The following is a 20,536-nucleotide window of genomic DNA, read 5'->3' as shown; positions in this document are numbered from 1 at the left end:
CCATCCTGAAAGAATATAAGCTGTCTGCTTCACCTTTCCTTCGATTTCAAGATTTCATACAGGTGCGTGGCTAACCGGAAAGAATGCAAATTGTCTGCTCCTGCATTTCATATGCACTCAGATCTCAGATACCATGCAGACGTTCTCTGATCTTCTGCCCCTCCGGAGTTGCAGCAAGCCCGCCTCTTCCGGTCTCCCTGAGCTCGGAAGGAAGGCTTCTCCCGATACTCTTCATCGCGTCTATCACCTCATCCGGCGGAATACGGCTTCGGATTCCCGCCATGGCGAGGTCGGCGGATGAAACGGCATTCAATGCTCCGATGACATTCCGCTTCACGCACGGCACCTCTACAAGCCCTGCAACCGGATCACAGACGAGCCCGAGAAGTGAGCTCAGAGCGATTGCGCTTCCATGGATAATTGCCTCTGACGAGCCTTCAAGCAGATATACAGCCGCGCCGGAGGCCATCGCGGAGGCGGATCCGATCTCCGCCTGACAGCCGCCTTCGGCACCGGCAAGGCAGGCTCTCAGTGCGATGACTCCTCCGATTCCCGAAGCTACATACAGAGATTCCACCATTTTTCGATCCGGAAAGTGGTATTTTTCCTGCATCGATATCAGGACTGCCGGTACAACACCGCATGATCCCGCCGTCGGTGCCGCTACAATCCGCTTCATACAGGCATTTGACTCTGCCACCCTCAGCGCCCGTTCCATAACCTTTCCGCAAAAACCTCCGACGATGCTCTCCCCGCCCTCATGATACCGGCGCAGCTTCTGTGCGTCAGTTCCGACCAGGCCGCTCGCGGAATACAGATCCGGATCATAGTTGGTATCCGAATCCCGCATCGCGGTGTAGATTTCCTCCATTTTTTCCATGGATCCCTCTTCTGAAATTCCTTCCTCTCTGCAATCGTCGAGAATGACTGCCTTCCAGAACGGAATCTGCTGTTCACTGCAAACCTTTGCAATCTCTTCTAGTGAATGATACAAACTTCTCCTCCCCTTGCCTATGCACGAATCTGCTGCCCTGCATCCGAGCGTTCTCTGTTCTCTATTTCATCCGGAGACGGGATAACACTCTTAATCCCCCTCCTGCAGACTGTAATAAGTTACCTTCTCGATCCCCTCCAGATGTTCCAGCCATTTCAGCGACTCACGCGGAATTTCCTGGTCGCATTCAATGACCATCACCGCATGGCCGCCTCTTCCCGAGCGATAGAGCTGCATCGTCGCGATATTCACGGACTTATGCTCCAGCATACTGGTCACCTCTGCTACATGGCCGGGCTGATCCAGGTTGTGAACGATCAGTGTCGGAAGATCTCCGCTGAAGTTTGCCTCCAGTCCATCGATCCGGTTAATCATGATCCTTCCGCCACCGATCGAAGACGCCTGAACCTCCAGCTTCCGTCCGCTCTCCGACGTCAGATTCAGAAGAACCGAATTCGGATGTGCGTCTTCTCCCAGATCGATCGCTCCGAAACGGTATCTCAGTCCCTCCTCTTCTGCAATCCGGAAGCTGTCCGGAATCCGGCTGTCATCCACCGCGAAACCCATCAGGCCGGCGACCAATGCCTTGTCGGTTCCGTGTCCCTTACCTGTCGCCAGAAATGATCCGTGCAGCAGAATCTCCGCATCGGTGATTTTCTCTCCGGTCAGCTTCCGGCAGACATTTCCGATCTTCACAGCGCCTGCGGTATGAGAGCTGGAAGGTCCTACCATCACGGGCCCTGTAATATCAAAGATGTTCATTTCCTTCCTCCTGTCTGTGTGATGCTGTGAACATCTGATCCTGTCTCATGTTCTGCGTCATGATAAACAGTAATCCGTTCTTATATATACAAAAAAGCACGGGAAATGATGCAGCAATAGCAATCACTGCATTCCCGTGCTCCTCCGTTATCTGAAATCCGGGGTGCCGTACATATCGTACGGTGTTACCTGATATACATAATAATTGATCCAATTCGCGTAAAGAGCCGCAGACGTCGCCCTCCAGGTCAGCAACGGCTTCTTCTCCGGGTCATCGTCCGGATAATAGTTCTCCGGCATGGCGATATCCATTCCTTTTGCCAGATCCCGCTTATACTCCCGGTCAAGGGTCATACGGTCATACTCCGGATGTCCCTGTACGAAGACCTTCCTTCCGTCGTCTGCCATTCCAAGGAAAAAACCGGCCTCATCCGAATCCGTGAGAACGGTAATCTCCGGGTGATGCTGAAGTTCATCCATCGGAATTTCGGTGTGACGGGAATGCGGGCAAAGGAACACATCATCAAAGCCTCTGACCAGCGGAATCTTGCGCTTATGAATCTGATGCTCGAAGAGGCCGAACATCTTGTGGTCGAGAAGCCTTTTCTGAATCCCGTAGAAATGATACATCGCCGCCTGTGCGCCCCAGCACTGATACATGGTTGAAGTCACATGCTTTTCAGACCAGTCCATGATCTCACAGAGTTCATCCCAGTAATCTACTTCTTCAAACTCCATCAGCTCAACCGGCGCGCCGGTCACAATCATCCCGTCATAATACTCTCTGCAGATATCCTCAAACGTCACATAAAACTTCTGAATATGACTGATCGAAGTATTCTTCACGTGATGAGAGGCAGGAACCATGAAGGTAATATCAATCTGAAGCGGTGAATTTGACAGACAGCGGAGAAGCTGAAGCTCCGTATCTTCCTTCAGCGGCATCAGATTCAAAATCAGGATCTGCAGTGGACGGATGTCCTGGTGTATTGCGCGGTCCTCATCCATGACAAATATATTCTCTTTTTCAAGAACCTCCTTGACGGGAATATCATTCTGAATCTTAATAGGCATATGGAATCCTCTTTTCGTATATACAATTGCTGCATCCTGCGTCCACAGGGCTATAGCGATTACATTTTCTGGCAGTCATATGCGTATATTATACGCTTTCTCCATATAACGTTCAAGACAGCATCGCGAGCAGTCCCGCCTCATCGATGACAGGAACACCGAGCGCCTGTGCCTTCTCCAGTTTGCTTCCCGCGGCTTCTCCGGCTACCAGATAGCTCGTCTTCCTGGATACGGAACCTGTGCATTTTCCGCCGTTTTTCTCAATCAGGGCCTTTGCCTCTGCCCTTCCGAGGGTCGGGAGTGTTCCGGTCACTACGATGGTGAGACCGGCAAGCTTGTCCGTGGTATCTTCTTTCTCCATTTCCATTTTTAGGCCATAGTCCGAAAGTCTGTTCAGGATCTTCTGATTCTCTTCGTTTGAGAAGAAGTTCACAATATCCCGCGCTGTCGTTTCGCCGATATCCGGAATCTGTACAAGGTCATCTTCTGTTGCTACCTCCAGTTCCCTGATGCTCCGGTAATGCTTCATCAGTTCGCGGGCTGTTGACCCGCCTACATTGCGGATTCCGAGTGCGGTCAGAAGTCTGACGGGGCTGTTGGATTTGGATTTTTCTATGGCTGCCAGAACCTTATCCGTATTTTTTTCCTTGCCGATAATTCCCTTTTCGATCAGCTCGTCCCGATGCTGCTTCATGCAGTAGATGTCGGCGTAATTCCTGAGATAGTTCTCCTTCACAAGCTCATCCACCAGTGTCTCTCCGAGACCTGTAATATCCATGCAGTTTCTCGAGGTGAAATACGAAATCGTGCGCGTCAGCTGCGCGGGACAGGAGGGATTCACACATCGGATATCGGCCGTATCCTCCTCACGGATCAGCGGCTGTCCGCAGATCGGACAGAAGCGGGAGGCCTGATAGACCTGTTCCGGTTCTGTGATGCATCCCGTCAGTTTCGGAATAATATCTCCGCTCTTCCGGATCTTGTATACGCCTCCGATTCCGATTTTCATATCACGGATATAATCCTGATTGTGCAGCGTAACCCGTGATACGCTGGTTCCGCACAGCCTTGCCGGCTTTCCCGTTTCCTTGTCATATACATGGCCGATGAAGCCGATCTTTCCGGTTCTTCCCACAGTTTCTTCGATGGATTCCATCACGACGGGCCGCTCTTCCGGCGGATATTTATAGGCAATATGCCCTGCGGAATATTTGCTTCCCGCCGGGAAATCCGACCGGTATGCGATCTGATCAATTTTTACAACCGCGCCGTCAATGTCATAGGGAAGCTCGTCCCGCATCTCACCGATGCGTGTGATCGCCTGAAGCACTTCTTCCGGGCTGCTGCACAGCGTGTGACTGACGGTTTCGATCTTTCTCTCCGAGAGCCAGTCCAGCGCTCTGTCGTGACGCTCCATCAGTTCTGCCGGGCCATCCTGCACATTAAAAATAAACATGCGAAGACCACGCTTCTTCGTAATGGAAGGATCGAGCTGCCGAAGGGTTCCCGCCGCCAGATTCCGTGGATTCGCCGCGATTTTCCTGCCGTTTTTTTCCTGTTCTTCATTAAAGCGTTCGAAATCCTCATGGGTCATATAGACCTCTCCGCGAAGCTCAAGATAGTCATAGGGCGCACGGATGGTTTTCTGTACACTCGGAATCACTATGGCATTTGCCGTTACATCCTCGCCGGTGAATCCGTCGCCGCGGGTCTCCGCGGTCTCCAGACGCATAGTTCCTGCTCCGTTACCCCGGTATCGGAGCGTCATCGACAGGCCGTCGATTTTCTGTTCAACGGAAAACTGGGCGTCCGGATGCACAGTCAGCACCTTCTTCACCCACTCCGTGACATCCTCATAGTGAAAAACATCCTCGATCGAAAGCATCGGTACATTGTGGACAATCTTTACGCCCGCTTCCCTTTTTGCGACTCCGCCGATAATCTGAGACGGCGAATCCGGCGTAATCCATTCCGGATGTTCTTCTTCGGCTGCCTTTAATTTCTGCATTAGCTGATCATATTCATAATCCGTTATCTCAGGCTCGTTGCGGTTGTAATACAGATCCATGTGATGCATGATCGTCGTCTTCAGTTCATTATACTCATCAAAACTCATTTCTCACCTGTTCCTCCGGGATAATCCCTGTCCATACCTGCCGTTCCTGCCTGTTTCTCGGGAATCCTTCCGCCTGTCCATGCATGACGCCCCTTCCCGGTTCTGCGCGATCATTTTACCTGACCATGTCTGCCGTTCCTGCCCGTTTCTCCGGAATAGCCCCATTCAGTGTTGCTTTCAGCTCGCGGATCTCATCCGGCGTCATCTCATCCAGATCACCCGGCTTCATCTCTCCGATCCGCACATTGACGACCCGGATACGCTTTAGGCTTTGAACGCCGTATCCGCAGTACTTGCACATGCGGCGGATCTGCCGGTTCAGCCCCTGGGTCAGAATGATCCGGAAACTGCGCCTTCCCGTCTGTTTCACCCGACACGGTCTTGTCGTAACCCCCAGCTCAGAAAGATAGATGCCCCCGCGCATTCTGTCCAGAAAATCTTCCGTAACATCCCTGCTGACCGTTACTTCGTATTCCTTTTCATGGAAATTCCGCGCTGTCATCATTTCCTGGATCAGGTCTCCGTCATCCGTCAGAATCAGGAGGCCCTCGGAATTCTTGTCCAGCCTTCCGGCATAGGTAACACGCCGCGGATACTTCAGATAATTTCCCAGGTTGTTCTTTTCTCTGGATTCGAAGGTACACACAATTCCCGTCGGTTTATAGAACTTCAAATAGATCTTGTCCATCGGCAGAACAGCTCTTTTCCCGTCGAACATGACACGATCTCCCTCTTCTACCTGTGACCCCGGTGCAGCTTTTTTCCCATTGATAGAAACATGACCGGCTTCCACAAGCCGGTCTGCTTCACGGCGCGAACATATTCCGCACTCACTAAGATATTTGTTGATTCTCATAAATTACTCCAAATACAGCCGGCCCGGAGATGACTCGCAAAAAAATCCGGAACCGGCTGTATGAATATATATACGGGTGCTCCGCAGCCACAGCGCGGAGCACCTGACTTTATATATATTCTGGCGCCCCGACCGCGGGGCATTGTCGTTATTGAGTATCTGTCGTTGTGTCAGTGGCTGTATCTGCTGTGCCACTATTTTCCTCTTCCGTTCCGCTGTTTCCTGTGGAATCCGTGCCATTATCCCCGGAGCTATCCTCCGCTGAAGCTGAACCTGCATCTGAACTGCTGTCTGCCGCACTGGAGCCGAGCGTTGAGATATAGTTCTTGAGGTCTTCATTCGCGTTGACAACTGCGTCATACTTGCTCTGAACATCGGCGATCAGCGCCTTTGCGGATTCTGTGGATGCGGCGTCACTCATCGCCTTCTGAATCTCCTCTGAGGAATCATCCGAGATCACAAGCTTGCCGCTGTCATCAGGTGCCACATAAAATTCGGAAAGGCCGGGAATAGTGTCCGCATAGTCCTTGTACTTGTAACTGTATTCCACAAAAGCAATGTAAGTGCCTTCAGAAGGACCCGGGTACGAATATGTCGTAATATTCGAATACGACTCGATCGTTCCGCTGTTTCCGCTGGAAATCAGATCCCCAAAGTATGTCTGAACTGCGGCGTTTACGTCTCCGGAATCCTTCTTAAGTGTGTCCGTACCGGAAGAAGAAGAACTTACAGAAGCTGATCCCGAGCTGACGGCCGGTGTTACGCTGTTGTTCTCAGAAGATGAATCCGCGTCGGACGCGGTTGATGAGACGGACTGAACTGCCTGTCCCGTGGCATTCTGCGGCTGCTCGTTTCTCTTAAGAATCCCACGTACGAGGAAAACAAGCACGATAATGACGACGACGATCGCCGCAATTAGTTCGATATATCTCAGACGGTCCGAAATCCATTCCAGAACAGGATTATATTTACGTTTTGGTTTTCTGTTTCTATTATTTTCTGACATAAAACAGTACTCCTTCTGTGAATTGCGGGAGTGCGCAGTACAGAGCGATCCGAAGCCTGTATGCCTGTAAAACATTTACAGAACTATTGGTGCCGTTCATAACCCTGCTGGTTCCATAAGCTCTTAAAACCGCGCAGCAGACTGCATATCAGTTATCTCCGTTACAGGTATAAGAAAAGCCGGGTAAATGTCAAGACATCTATCCGGCAGTTCCTTCGCGCGTCTGGAGGGATTCGAACCCCCGCCACACGGTACCGGAAACCGTTGCTCTATCCCCTGAGCTACAAACGCATTTCAAATTTCCGCAACAAAAAGATTTTAGCACATAGCACTGCAAATGTCAAATTACTGTATAAGCTCTTCGAAAACGCAGACAGGATCGTCACGCGCGAAGCGTGTGTAAGAGACTGTATGCGATTTCGAAGGCAACAGGTATGAGCACGAAGTGACGCGCGAGCGGCACGGAAGTGCGAATACCTGTAGGATTGCGGGAGTGCGGAGCACGGAGCAATCCGTAGCTTATACAGTATGTGTCACGACTTACTGTATAAGTCCAGTCGCAATGTTCTTGGCTCACGGGGAGCTTGCTCACCAGTGGGCAAGAACATTAGCGACGACAACAGGTATGAGCATGGAGCGGTGCGAAGCAACGCGGGAATGCTCATACCTGTTAGCGGCACGGAAGCTGCGAAGCAGCGAAGTGACGCGGGGACTTATACAGTTTGTGGCATACTGTATCTCGAAAACGCAGACAGGATCGTCACGCGCGAAGCGTGTGTAAGAGACTGTATGCGATTTCGAAGACAACAGGTATTTTTTACTCTTATGGAAAGCACATTTCCGTCACGCCCGATACATTCTCGCTTCGGGCTTCTTGTACAGATACACATGATCCGACAATACATCCTGTTCTTCGACATTCGTCTGATTGATGTCGCAGACCATCCGGTTCAGCTCTGATGTCCGGTAAATCCCGTCATCCGGCAGAATCAGGCATTCATGAATGCTGCTCGGGATGATAAAGTAGTCGCTGTCCAGTCTTTGAGCAATATGATTCGTCACATCCGGAAGCGCAATACACACCGCTCCATACATCCGGGACTGATTCGTCAGGAGATACAGGGGAGTCTCAGGAACCTCCCCCTCGCTGCACCTCAGATCCTCTTCCAGAATTTTTACCAGCGGCTGAAAAAGGATCTCACTATGTTCTGCCGTCGCAGCCATGGCATCCTTCATGAGCTGGTCCGCGCTGATTCCCCAGATCTGCAGATGTTCATTCCGGATCTGAATCATGCAATCCGGGTAATCCGGCACGCTCAGATCATATACACAGGTTATCGCCAAATCCATCCAGCACAGATGGGGCACCTCGCAGAGATGCTCCCGGTTCTTCTTCTCACTGATCAAATGACACCGGAGATTCTTCTGCACCTCGTCATAATTCTGAAAAAATCCCGAGGGCAGCTTCCGGTATACACCACTCATTTTCTCACGTTCCTGAAGGATGAGATTCACGATATGCCGAATGGAAACTCCGGTTTCCCACATGTCGTAATAATCTTCCAGGTACTGCATCGGCTGAGGCCGGTCCGTACTGTCCCGCAGAACAAGCGCTCTCCGCCTGACTCCATTGTTTTTGCGGACTACACAGACTCTTACATCCGTACTGTCAGCAGAGTCCTCCTTCATCTCGTGTACCAGAAGCTGTTCAAACTCATCGTAGCTCATAAAAATTCCTCCTTAAATAAAATTTATATGTGGAATGTTCTATCTTTTGGGGATTTGTGAAAAGGGATTCCAATACAAAGCGAATCAGAAATGGAAAGGTAGAAAAAAGGCAGCAACCCGGATACGGAACTGAAAAAGAATGAAGAAAGAAAAAGAACGAAAAAAGAATACAAATAATTTAAAAATTGAGAATTGGATAAGAGAATAAGAATTAATAATATCAGAAGCGAAGTAATAACATCAGAAGAAAAGTAATAATATCAGAAGAAAAGATAAGCTCCGCGCAGGCAGCATATCTGCCATGCGCGGACACGACTCCGGCTGTCGTCGGGGGGCAGCTGCGGAATCTATTTATCTGATTCAGACACGTTTGAGGTATTCGCCGGTTCTGGTATCGATCTGGACTTTGTCGCCCTGGTTTACAAACAGCGGTACATTGATCTGTGCTCCGGTCTCAACAGTGGCCGGCTTTGTAGCGCCCTGAGCAGTGTTTCCGGCAAATCCGGGCTCTGTCTCAGTGATCTCAAGCTCGACAAAGAGCGGTGCCTCTACTGCAAATACATTTCCATTGTAGGAATTCAGCTTTACGACCTCATTCTCTTTTACAAACTTCAGAGAATCACCTACCGTCTCGCTGTTTACTGCAATCTGATCAAAGGTCTCGGGATCCATGAAGTAATACAGATCTCCATCATTGTAAAGATACTGCATGTCATGCCGGTCAATTCTCGCTGCCGGGAATTTCTCGGTCGGACGGAATGTCTTCTCTACAACGCCGCCATTGATCACGTCTTTCAGTTTTGTTCTGACGAAGGCTGCTCCCTTGCCCGGTTTTACATGCTGAAACTCAATTACCTGGCAAACTTTTCCTTCGATTTCAAGGGTCATACCATTTCTAAACTCACCAGCTGCTACATCTGCCATGTGATGTTACCTCCTTATTTACCTGCGTGTCATTTTTTGCAATAGACCGTGATTTATTATATATAATTTTTACCTGATTTTCAACATTTTTTTTGGATGCCGTCTGTTCCCCTGTCACGCGCATACGCCTTCAGAACAGGCTTTTCCAAAAACCGCTTCAGCACGATCTGGATCTCCTCCTTCGGATCGATCGGATTGACAAGAATGCAGTACATCCCCGCTCGTCTGGCTCCCCAGACATCTGTAAAAAGCTGGTCTCCGATGAAGATCGTCTTGTCGGTCGGAACCTGAATGATTTCGCAGGCCCTGCAGTATCCCTTCACGGAAGGCTTGTTCGCCATGCAGAGATAATCCGACTCCACGTCAGCCGCAAAGGGAGCAACTCTTGATCTGCGGTTGTTTGAGATCAGGCAGGTCCGGAATCCCATCTCATGAAGCCTGCGAAACAGATCGATTGCCCTTCTGTCAGCAGGCGCGCCGTGCGGGACAAGGGTATTGTCAATATCGAAGGTCACTCCCCGGTATCCTTTTTCATACCAGGAGGCAAAATTGATATGATACGCGGAATCCAGCCATTCATCCGGATAAAATTTCTTCAAAAATCCATGGTTTTTCATTCTGCGTGCGTACCCTTCTCTCTTTCCCTGCATTTTCTTATTTTCTCTCATCGAGAGGAATGTATTCGCCGTTCGGACAGATGTTCATATAAGCCGGACGGATGATCTTATCTACATTGATCAGCTCCTCCAGGCGGTGCGCACTCCATCCGACAATTCTCGCGCAGGCGAAAATCGGTGTATACAGCTCAAGCGGCAGGTCCAGCATGCTGTAGACGAAACCACTGTAGAAATCGACATTTGCGCTGACGCCCTTGTATATATGGCGTTCCTCCGCGATGACCTCCGGAGCAAGTTTCTCGACCATGGAATACATCAAATAATCCTTGTGTCTGCCCTTCTGATCCGCAAGCTTCTCTACGAAAGATTTCAGAATCTGCGCACGGGGATCGGAGACCGAATACACCGCATGTCCCATTCCGTAAATCAGACCCTTTTTGTCAAACGCTTCCTTATGAAGGAGTTTCTTCAGGTATTCCCTGATCTGATCCTCATCGGTCACATCTCTGACATTCTTCTTCAGATCCGCAAACATCTTCACGACCTTGATATTGGCGCCTCCGTGCTTTGGTCCCTTCAATGACCCCAGAGCCGCCGCGATGGTCGAATACGTGTCTGTACCAGAAGAAGTTACTACATGAGTCGTAAAGGTAGAATTATTTCCGCCGCCATGCTCCATATGAAGAACCAGGGCAAGATCCAGAACCTTTGCCTCCAGCTCAGAATATTTTGTGTCCGGACGAAGCATCAGAAGGATATTCTCCGCCGTCGACAGCTTCGGCGACGGATTGTGAATATAGAAGCTTTTCCCCTTGATATAGTGATTATATGCATGATAGCCATATACCGAAAGCATTGGGAAGACAGCAATCAGATTCAGGCACTGACGCAGAACGTTCGGGAGTGAAATATCGTCTGCGTTCTTGTCGTAATAATAAAGCGTCAGGACACTTCTCGAGAGTGTGTTCATCATGTCCTTTGCAGGCGCCTTCATGATGACATCCCGGACAAAATTCTTCGGAAGTGAGCGCTGATTGGCAAGGAGAACGCAGAAATCATCCAGCTCCTCTTTTTTCGGAAGTCTTCCGAAAAGCAGTAGATACGCCGCCTCCTCGAACCCGAAGCGGTTTTCACGGAGGAAGCCCTCCGTAAGATCATGGATGTTGATTCCCCGGTAATATAATTCTCCGGGACAGGGAACCCGGTTCCCGTCAATATTTTTAAAGGATACAATATTTGAAATATTGGTCAGGCCTGCGCGGACACCCTGACCGTTTACATCACGCAGTCCTTTCTTAACATCATACTCTGCGTAGAGTCCTTTTGCGATTCCTGTATTCTCCTTGCATTCCTCTGCAAGTTCCACAATCTCCGGCGTGACCTTCGTCTGAAAACTCATCCTTTTTACTCCTGTTCTCTGTTGTCATTGATTCATGGAAAACTTTCCCGCAAACCGTTTACCCGCTCTCTGCCATTCCGGTCCCCGCAGAACTACACTGCTGTCCGGATTTGTTACTGATGATAATACTGAAGGAATTCCTCAAGCTTCGCACACGCAGACCGCAGCGTCCTTCTGTGCGGCAGATATACAATCCGGAAGTGATCCGGCGCGATCCAGTTGAATCCGGTTCCCTGAACGATCAGCACCTGCTTCTGATAAAGGAAATCATAGGCAAACTTCATGTCATCGGTGATGTTGAATTTCTCCGTGTCAATCTTCGGAAAGATGTAGAACGCAGCCTTTGGCTTTACAACGCTGATACCGGGAATATCCTTCAGCAGATTGTACACACACTCTCTCTGTTCGTAAATTCGTCCTCCGGGAACCAGATATTCCTCGACGCTCTGATATCCTCCAAGAGCGGTCTGGACGATCGACTGCGCCGGGACATTAGAACAGAGCCGCATATTGGACAGCATATTAATGCCTTCCAGATAATCTTTTCCCATCTCAAGATTCCCCGAGAAAACCATCCAGCCGACGCGGAAACCCGCGATCATATGGGATTTTGAAAGGCCGGAGAAGGTCACACAAAAAAGATCCGGCGCCAGTGAAGCGATGGAAGTGTGGCCGATGCCGTCCATGACGAGTCGGTCATAGATTTCATCACAGAAAATAATGAGCTGATGCTCACGCGCGACTCTGACGATCTCCTCCAGGACCTCCTTCGGATAAACGGCTCCCGTCGGGTTATTCGGGTTAATGATGACAATCGCCTTGGTCTTGTCGGTAACTTTTTTCTCGATATCCTCAATGTCCGGATACCATTCTGACTGCTCGTCACAGATGTAATGGACAACCTTGCCTCCCGCAAGCGTCGCGCAGGCTGTCCACAGCGGATAATCCGGAGCCGGAATCAGAATCTCATCTCCATCCTCCAGAAGTGCCTGAAGAGCCAGATTGATCAGTTCGCTGACACCGTTGCCGGTGTAAATGTTCTTGATTTCAACGTTCGGAATTTTCTTCAGCTGACAGTACTGCATGATCGCTTTTCTCGCGGAAAAAAGGCCTCTTGAGTCAGAATATCCCTCACAGTCTGCGAGGTTGCTCATCATATCGTGGATCACCTCATCCGGAGCTGTAAAGCCGAAGGTCGCCGGGTTGCCGATATTCAGCTTCAGGATCTTCTTTCCGTCCTCCTCCATGCGGGCCGCCTCTGCAACAACCGGGCCGCGGACATCATATAACACATTATCCAGCTTTGATGATTTATTGAACTGTCTCATAACTGTACCTCCCCAGATGAATATGTACGGGCAGTCAGCCACATCCGCTCATACTAAGTGTGAAGCGGTGGACAGACGCCGCGACAGACCGGCAAAGCCGGTCACATGCAGCAGCTGTGAGAGTTGCGAAGCAACTGGTCAGCTGTCTTTATACATCTTGTGCCATTCTATATATTGTGGCGCTAATTCCCGTCATTTTCAATTTCAATCAGAATATATTGTAACATTTACGCTCAATTCTTGCAACGCGCACCTTATACACGTTGTGGTGCACCTTATACACGTTGTGGTGCTCTGCCTGCTGCCCTCTGCTTTTCCCGAATCCGCCTCAGAAGCGGATTGAGCCTCGGATCCGGACTGTTCACCACAAGTGAGATCAGCTCCTTCATATATGTGCCGAGAAGATCCTCCCCGGTTTTTTCCATATTCGCCTCATTTCTGGCCCGGAACCGCCGGAATGTATTGGTGCTGAACGGCTGGCTGTCATAAACCGTCGTGTGCAGGGCGTACTGAAATCTTATATCAAAATTCAGCGTCTCAATCATCTCATCATCGGTCATATCCAGCAGTTCCTCCAGCAGCATGCCTCCCAGCACGATATTGACCGGGGTATTTGGTCTCGGGCTCCTGTCACTGTAGAAATCCGCGAATTTTCGTTCATCGATTTTTGGAAAAATATCATCCCCGAACGGTTTTGCCCAGGAACGATCCAGCAGCTTCTTCTCCCGTTCACTCAGATGATTCAGGGAATCGACAAACGAGAGCTGCTGATATGTATTTTGTACAAATGCCATGTCTTCGGGCCTTTCGTTTTCGATCGCAGAGAAACAGGTCCAGAACTGTTCCCGCGTTACTTCAGCAGTTTCTTGAGTTCTTCCATAAAGGTGTTCACATCCTTGAATTCACGATATACGGACGCAAACCTTACATATGCCACAGGATCCAGATTCTTCAGTCTTTCCATGACCATGGTTCCGATCTCGTGGCTTGAGATTTCCTTGTCCTCACGGCTGTAAATCTCATTTTCTACCTGATCTACAATGTCATTCATCTGCTTGACAGAGACCATCCGTTTTCTGCAGGCGAGCATGATGCCGTTGTACAGCTTGTTCCGGTCGTAACGTTCCCGCGTCATGTCCTTCTTGATCACCATGACCGGAATGTTTTCAATTTTTTCATAGGTGGTAAACCGCTTGCCGCAATGATCGCAGACCCTTCTGCGCCGGATGGAATTATCCTCCTCCACTGGTCTGGAATCAATGACTCTTGTGTTATCCTGATTACAATATGGACATTTCATCTGTATTCCCTCAAAAATCCGGGATTGCGAAAGTGCACAGCACAGGCAATCCGAAGCATATCCAATTTGTGACGCAATTTCACCCTGGTTGTTTCACTGTTTCCGTTTATCCGCTGCAGGAATGATGCCAATCCGGAAGAACGACAGACAATTACATATCGTTCCCATTTCTTCACATCTGGCACGTCAGAGATAACCTTGTCCTGCCTGACTCATATCATCCCGCAATAAATCCTGCCGCTCCGCGTACGTACGGCCACTCCGCAAGAGTTACGCCCGTCTCATATCATCCCGCGATAAGCCCTGCCGCTCCGAGAACACCTGCCGACGCCAGCCCCATGATGATTCCGGCAAGCAGAACACCGAGCATTACGGCCACAACGCTCTCCTTGAATCCCATGTCCAGAAGGCTCGCAGCCAGTGTGCCGGTCCACGCGCCGGTTCCCGGTAGCGGAATGCCAACGAAGATAAAAAGCGCGGCGAACAGACCCTTTCCTGCTTTTTCCTTCAGCTTTTCACCGCCCTTTTTCCCTTTTTCCAGACAAAAGGTAAAAAATTTACCGATGTATTTTTTGTCCGCGCCCCATTCCAGAATCTTCCTTGCAAAGAAATAAATGAAAGGAACCGGAACCATATTTCCAATAACCGCGATGATATACGCATGAAGGAGCGGAACGCCCATCTTTGCGGCGACGGGGATTGCTCCTCTGAGTTCAACGATCGGAACCATTGAGATGATAAAAGTAACGAGATATTTTCGGAACATTGCTTTCTCCTGTACGCAAAATCTTTCTGCATTCTATACTTTGTCTCTTTTTCCCCGGATCCGGATGAATAAGGATCTTCTTTTTTCCCCTAAATCCGTATTACTGTCTGTGGTACATTTTCCCGATCCGTATGTATAGCTTTGTCTTTTTCCGGACGCCTTATGAGTATCTGTTATTTTTTCCAGAGACGCGCATGGCTATCCGTGTCTCCTTTTAAATTCCTTCAAACATCAGATGACACCTGCAATTCCGAGAAGAATCACTATGGCGCCCAGTACAATCCGATACCAGCCGAACACCTTAAAGTCATGTCTGCGGATGTAATTCATCAGGAATTTGATGACAAAAATCGATACCACAAAGGAAACGACACAGCCGAGCAGGAGCACCGCAGCTTCCATCGCCGTAAAGGCGAGTCCAAACTTCGCGAGCTTCAGCACGGAAGCGCCAAGCATCGTCGGAATGGCCAGATAGAAGGTGTATTCCGCCGCAGTCGTTCTGGACAGTCCGATCAGAATGCCCCCAATGATTGTGGCGCCGGAGCGCGATGTTCCGGGTACCATAGCCAGGCACTGAAAGATTCCGATAAACAGGGCATCTTTGAAAGAAATCCGGCTGATTTTCGATACTCTCGGTTCCTTATTTTTGTTGCGGTTTTCGATGAGGATGAACAGAACACCGTAGATAATCAACATCGCGGATACCACCTGCGGGTTGTACAGATGCTCATCCATCCAGTCATTCAGAGGAAACCCGATGATGATCGCGGGTATTACCGAGACAATGATCTTCAGCCAGAGCACGATCCTGTCCATGTAGATGTACCGATCCGCAAATTTCTGAAAGCTTCCCGCAGCGCCTTCTGTCTGCGGACTGGAAAACTGCGTCTTCGACGGAGCATTCTTCGATGTGTGGAAGGGCCAAAGTTTTTTAAAATAGATTACAACGACAGCCATGATCGCGCCAAGCTGAATGACGACATCGAACATACTGACAAAGGACTTGCTCATTCCGAGATTCAGAATCTTCTGGAAGATAATCAGGTGACCGGTACTGCTGATCGGGAGCCACTCAGTAATTCCCTCCACGATACCCAGTATAATCGTTTTTAACAGTGTAATAAACATTTTTTCCTTTTCCTTACTCTTATTGTATAAATTCGTCGAAAACGCGGACACTGCCATAAGACAAAGGAATCCGGTCTTTACATCTTCAGTAAAAACCGGATTGTCCTCTGACTCTTATTTGTTTCTGTTTCCTCGTTTCAGAATCTTTGCGATATCGATCAGATCGAGCGTCTTGATATCCGTATTCTCCAGAGATGTCGCCAGCGCTCTTGCCGTATCTACTGCGGTGATGACATTTACGCCGGTTTCGATGGCATTTCTGCGGATGACAAATCCGTCTCTGGAGTGCTCCGCGCCCTGTTCCGGTATATCGATGACCAGATCAATCTTATGTCCGAGAATCAGATCCATGAGGTTCGGACTCGGCTGTTCGATTTTATTAACCGGAACTGCATGAACTCCATGTTCTGTCAGGTATTTCGCAGTTCCCCGGGTTGAGAAAATCTTATATCCGAGATTTTCAAATCTCTTGATGATCGGAGTGATCTCTTCCTTCTCGCTGTCGCGGACGGTGACGATCATGTTCTTGTATTTCGGCAGACGGACGCCTGCACCGATGAATGCCTTGTAAAGAGCTTCGTTGAAGGACTTCGCGATGCCCAGACATTCTCCTGTGGATTTCATCTCCGGTCCGAGGCTGATGTCCGCGTCCCGGATTTTTTCGAAGGAGAAGACGGGCATCTTGATTGCCATATAATCCGCCTCCGGCTGAAGACCAGGCTCATATCCGAGCTCCCGGATCTTGTGGCCGAGAATCACCTGCGCCGCGAGCGGTACGATCGGAATACCTGTGACCTTGCTGATATAAGGAACCGTGCGGGAGGATCTCGGATTTACCTCAATCACATATACCTCGTTCTTGTAAACAATAAACTGGATGTTGATCATTCCGAGAACGTGAAGGGCATTCGCGAGCTTCCGGGTGTCGGTTTCAATCTTCTTCTTGATCTCTGCCGAAAGATCTTTTGCCGGATACACAGAGATACTGTCTCCGGAGTGAATGCCTGCCCGCTCGATATGCTGCATGATGCCCGGGATCAGGATATCCTCGCCGTCGCAGACCGCGTCGACCTCGATTTCTGTTCCCGCCAGATATTTATCGACCAGAATCGGATGCTCCTGCGTATAGCGGTTGATAACACCGATGTACTCACGGATATCATCGTCGCTGATCGCAATCTGCATGCCCTGTCCTCCCAGTACATAGGAAGGACGCACAAGAACAGGATAGCCGAGCTCGTTGGCGACCTTGACTCCCTCTTCCGCAGTAAATACCGTGCCGCCCGAAGCTCTCGGAATGCCGGTCTGCCGAAGGATCTGATCGAACCGCTCCCTGTCTTCCGCAGCATCTACATCAGAGGCGGAGGTGCCGAGAATCGGGACTCCCATCTTCATCAGCGCCTCTGTGAGCTTGATGGCCGTTTGACCGCCGAACTGCACAACCGCTCCGTCCGGATGCTCGACGTTTACAACGTTTTCCACATCTTCAGGTGTAAGCGGCTCAAAATAGAGCTTGTCCGCGATATCGAAGTCAGTGGAAACGGTCTCCGGGTTGTTGTTGATGATGATGGTTTCATAGCCTTCCTTTTCAAACGCCCAGGTGGCGTGGACAGAACAGAAATCAAACTCAATTCCCTGGCCGATTCGGATCGGTCCGGAACCGAGTACGAGAACCTTCTTTCTGTCTCCGCTGGAAACCGCCTCATTCTCACCGCCGTAAACGGAGTAGAAGTAAGGAGTCTCCGCGGAAAATTCCGCGGCGCAGGTATCAACCATTTTGTATGCGGCGGTAATTCCCGCCTTTTTGCGCATCTCCTTAACTTCTGCTTCGGAAACAGATCCGTTCAGCTTCGCGATCAGGTAATCCGGGAACTCCATCCGCTTTGCCTCACGCAGGGTCTCCACGTCCAGCCTGCCGCTCTTCAAAGTGTTCTCCATCTCTACGAGTCTGGCAATCTTGTCAATAAACCAGATATCAATCTTTGTAATGGAGTGAATGCGGTCATACGGTACGCCCCGCCTTACTGCCTCCGCGATTCTCCAGATCCGCATATCATCGATGATCGACAGATCGTGGATCAGCTGATCCTCCGAAAGGCCGGTGAAATCGTAACTCATGAGAGAATCCACATGCTGTTCCAGGGAACGGATTGCCTTCATCAGTGCTCCCTCGAAATTCGTGCAGATACTCATGACCTCGCCGGTTGCCTTCATCTGTGTCGTCAGCGTACGCTTTGCCGTGATGAACTTGTCAAACGGAAGCCGCGGGATCTTGACAACGCAGTAGTCAAGCATCGGCTCGAAGCTTGCGAAAGTTTTCTTCGTGATGGCGTTCGGAATTTCATCCAGGGTATAGCCGAGGGCGATCTTCGCCGCGACCTTCGCGATCGGATAGCCGGTTGCCTTTGAAGCAAGCGCGGAGGAACGGCTCACACGTGGATTTACCTCGATGACACAATACTCGAAGCTGTCCGGGTTCAGGGCGTACTGCACGTTGCAGCCTCCGGTGATTCCCAGCTCGGTTATGATGTTCAGCGCAGAGGTACGGAGCATCTGATACTCCTTGTCGCCGAGCGTCTGTGAAGGAGCAACGACAATGGAATCGCCGGTGTGAACACCGACGGGATCAATGTTCTCCATGTTGCAGACCGTGATGACGTTTCCCGCGGAATCGCGCATCACCTCATATTCGATCTCCTTCCATCCGCCGATGTAGCGCTCAACAAGCACCTCGTGCACGCGGGACAGCCGGAGTCCGTTAGCCAGAATCTCACGCAGCTCATTCTCATCGTGAGCAATTCCGCCGCCCGATCCTCCGAGCGTATACGCGGGACGCAGCACTACAGGATAACCGATTTTCTCCGCAAACCGGATGCCATGCTCCAGGCTGTGAACGACCTCTGAGGCCGCTACCGGCTCGCCGATTTTTTCCATCGTGTCCTTAAACATCTGACGGTCTTCCGCCTTCTTGATCGTCAGAGAGGTGGTACCGATCAGACGGACATGGTTTTCCTTCAGAAAGCCACGATCTTCCAGCTCCATGGCAAGGTTCAGTCCTGCCTGGCCTCCCATGGTCGGAAGAACACTGTCCGGTTTTTCCTTCAGGATCAGCTGTTCCACTACCTCAACGGTCAGCGGCTCAATGTACACCTTGTCCGCGATATCTCCGTCCGTCATGATGGTAGCCGGGTTGGAGTTCAGAAGCACAACCTCGACACCCTCCTCCTTCAGAGAACGGCAGCACTGTGTACCCGCATAGTCGAACTCCGCAGCCTGTCCGATAACGATAGGACCGGAACCAATTACCAGTACCTTCTTAATACTCATATCCCTGGACATTACTGGTCACCTCCCATCATTCTGATAAACTTGTCAAACAGATACGCGGAATCCTGCGGGCCGGGACACGCCTCAGGATGGAACTGCGTCGTGAAAATGTTCTTGCCCTTGTAGCGAAGGCCCTCATTCGTCCTGTCATTTACATTCACATAAGCCGGCTCCGCGATCTCTGGATCCACCGTGTCCGTATCGACGACATAGCCGTGGTTCTGCGAGGTAATATAGACCCGCCCGGTTTCCAGATCCTTCACGGGGTGATTTCCTCCCCTGTGTCCGTATTTCATCTTCTTTGTGTTGAAGCCGGCAGCAAGCGCCATCAGCTGATGACCCATGCAGATCGCGTAGATCGGCACATCCGACTCGTAAAGCTTCCGGACCTCACGGATCTCATCCGGACAGTCCTTGGGATCTCCGGGACCGTTTGTCAGCATAATTCCGTCCGGATGACCGGCTAGAACCTCTTCCGCCTTAGTCCAGGCAGGATACACCGTGACATCACAGCCTCTCTGATTCAGAGAACGGATGATATTGTACTTCACACCGAAATCCATCAGCGCCACCTTATAGGTGCGTCCGGTGCGTTTTCCGCTTACCGGAGCTTCTGGATCCGCGTCCTTATAGGCAGGACTGGTAATTCCACCGACAACCGTATCCGTCGCCGGCCAGAACTCCTTTTCTGTACAGGTAACCTCTTCCACCTCATTTCCGGTTCTGTATGCCCGGATCTGCGGAAGAACCTCCTCCGGAACAACATCGGGATCTGTGGTGATCATTCCATTCATCGTACCGGACTCACGAAGGATCTTCGTCAGAGCACGGGTATCAATGCCTTCGATCCCGGGGACATTGTAGCGCTTCAGAAATGCCTGAATGGTGTCTTCCTCCCGGAAATTGCTGGGAACCCTTGATAATTCATGAACGATAAATCCGTCCATATAGGGTCTCAGAGACTCCTGATCCCGGTAGCAGATCCCGTAATTTCCGATCAGCGGATATGTCATGCAGACAGCCTGTCCCGAGTAAGACGGGTCAGTCAGAACCTCTTCATAACCGGTCATAGATGTATTGAAGACGATCTCGCTTATGACAGTCTTTCTGGATCCTATACTTTTCCCTGTAAATACATGCCCATCTTCTAGAATCAAATAAGCTTTCATTTGCGTGCTCCTTGTTCAATCCGTAGCCTCTACAGTATGTAA

At 50.2% G+C, this 20,536-nt stretch carries 17 protein-coding genes and 1 tRNA gene; all 18 read right to left on the bottom strand.

What is annotated here, in order from left to right:
• Positions 1-124: 124 nt before the first annotated feature.
• Positions 125-994 (bottom strand): L-serine ammonia-lyase, iron-sulfur-dependent, subunit alpha, encoded by an 870-nt coding sequence (gene sdaAA, locus ACTQ3A_RS08195; protein WP_441099555.1) that lies wholly within the window; start codon positions 992-994, stop codon positions 125-127.
• Between the two features lie 90 nt (positions 995-1,084).
• The gene (sdaAB, locus tag ACTQ3A_RS08190; protein ID WP_441099554.1) at positions 1,085-1,756 is read right to left on the bottom strand and encodes an L-serine ammonia-lyase, iron-sulfur-dependent subunit beta; all 672 of its coding nucleotides are present in this window, start codon (positions 1,754-1,756) and stop codon (positions 1,085-1,087) included.
• Positions 1,757-1,903: 147 nt separating this feature from the next.
• Positions 1,904-2,830, bottom strand: a complete 927-nt coding sequence (metA, locus tag ACTQ3A_RS08185; RefSeq protein WP_441099553.1) for a homoserine O-acetyltransferase MetA — start codon at positions 2,828-2,830, stop codon at positions 1,904-1,906.
• Between the two features lie 112 nt (positions 2,831-2,942).
• On the bottom strand, positions 2,943-4,946 hold the full coding sequence (ligA, locus tag ACTQ3A_RS08180; RefSeq protein WP_441099552.1) for an NAD-dependent DNA ligase LigA: 2,004 nt from the start codon (positions 4,944-4,946) through the stop codon (positions 2,943-2,945).
• A gap of 115 nt (positions 4,947-5,061) precedes the next feature.
• A complete protein-coding gene (locus tag ACTQ3A_RS08175) occupies positions 5,062-5,802 on the bottom strand; it encodes a pseudouridine synthase (protein WP_441099551.1) in 741 nt (246 codons plus the stop codon).
• 148 nt (positions 5,803-5,950) lie between these two features.
• The gene (locus ACTQ3A_RS08170; protein ID WP_441099550.1) at positions 5,951-6,808 is read right to left on the bottom strand and encodes a hypothetical protein; all 858 of its coding nucleotides are present in this window, start codon (positions 6,806-6,808) and stop codon (positions 5,951-5,953) included.
• A gap of 218 nt (positions 6,809-7,026) precedes the next feature.
• Positions 7,027-7,099, bottom strand: a tRNA-Arg gene (locus tag ACTQ3A_RS08165).
• 552 nt (positions 7,100-7,651) lie between these two features.
• Positions 7,652-8,536, bottom strand: coding sequence for a DUF5688 family protein (locus ACTQ3A_RS08160; protein WP_441494560.1), 885 nt, complete (start codon positions 8,534-8,536; stop codon positions 7,652-7,654).
• A gap of 360 nt (positions 8,537-8,896) precedes the next feature.
• Entirely contained in the window at positions 8,897-9,460 is a 564-nt protein-coding gene (gene efp / locus ACTQ3A_RS08155; RefSeq protein WP_441099548.1) for an elongation factor P, read from the bottom strand.
• 80 nt (positions 9,461-9,540) lie between these two features.
• Positions 9,541-10,077, bottom strand: coding sequence for a YqeG family HAD IIIA-type phosphatase (locus ACTQ3A_RS08150; RefSeq protein ID WP_441495287.1), 537 nt, complete (start codon positions 10,075-10,077; stop codon positions 9,541-9,543).
• 37 nt (positions 10,078-10,114) lie between these two features.
• On the bottom strand, positions 10,115-11,476 hold the full coding sequence (locus ACTQ3A_RS08145) for a citrate/2-methylcitrate synthase (RefSeq protein ID WP_441474641.1): 1,362 nt from the start codon (positions 11,474-11,476) through the stop codon (positions 10,115-10,117).
• A gap of 113 nt (positions 11,477-11,589) precedes the next feature.
• Positions 11,590-12,804 carry an aminotransferase class I/II-fold pyridoxal phosphate-dependent enzyme gene (locus ACTQ3A_RS08140; RefSeq protein ID WP_441099545.1) on the bottom strand — a complete coding sequence of 405 codons (1,215 nt, stop codon included), beginning with the start codon at positions 12,802-12,804 and terminating at the stop codon, positions 11,590-11,592.
• Between the two features lie 275 nt (positions 12,805-13,079).
• Positions 13,080-13,598, bottom strand: a complete 519-nt coding sequence (locus tag ACTQ3A_RS08135) for a transposase (protein ID WP_441494558.1) — start codon at positions 13,596-13,598, stop codon at positions 13,080-13,082.
• Positions 13,599-13,654: 56 nt separating this feature from the next.
• Positions 13,655-14,104: a transcriptional regulator NrdR gene (gene nrdR, locus ACTQ3A_RS08130; RefSeq protein WP_441099543.1), complete on the bottom strand. Its 450-nt coding sequence runs from the start codon at positions 14,102-14,104 to the stop codon at positions 13,655-13,657.
• Positions 14,105-14,390: 286 nt separating this feature from the next.
• Complete coding sequence (locus ACTQ3A_RS08125) at positions 14,391-14,870, bottom strand: COG2426 family protein (protein ID WP_441474644.1); 480 nt, start codon at positions 14,868-14,870, stop codon at positions 14,391-14,393.
• Positions 14,871-15,101: 231 nt separating this feature from the next.
• Positions 15,102-15,998, bottom strand: coding sequence for an undecaprenyl-diphosphate phosphatase (locus ACTQ3A_RS08120; protein ID WP_441099541.1), 897 nt, complete (start codon positions 15,996-15,998; stop codon positions 15,102-15,104).
• A gap of 114 nt (positions 15,999-16,112) precedes the next feature.
• Entirely contained in the window at positions 16,113-19,337 is a 3,225-nt protein-coding gene (gene carB / locus ACTQ3A_RS08115; RefSeq protein WP_441099540.1) for a carbamoyl-phosphate synthase large subunit, read from the bottom strand.
• Entirely contained in the window at positions 19,337-20,494 is a 1,158-nt protein-coding gene (locus tag ACTQ3A_RS08110) for a carbamoyl phosphate synthase small subunit (protein WP_441099539.1), read from the bottom strand. Before ACTQ3A_RS08110 ends, carB begins: the two co-directional genes overlap by 1 nt.
• Positions 20,495-20,536: the final 42 nt, after the last annotated feature.

It is taken from the genome of Bilifractor sp. LCP21S3_F8, assembly GCF_052117805.1.
Classification (GTDB): domain Bacteria; phylum Bacillota; class Clostridia; order Lachnospirales; family Lachnospiraceae; genus Bilifractor.
The sequence above is the reverse complement of the archived record's forward strand: the minus strand, read 5'-3'. Positions and strand labels throughout refer to the sequence as shown.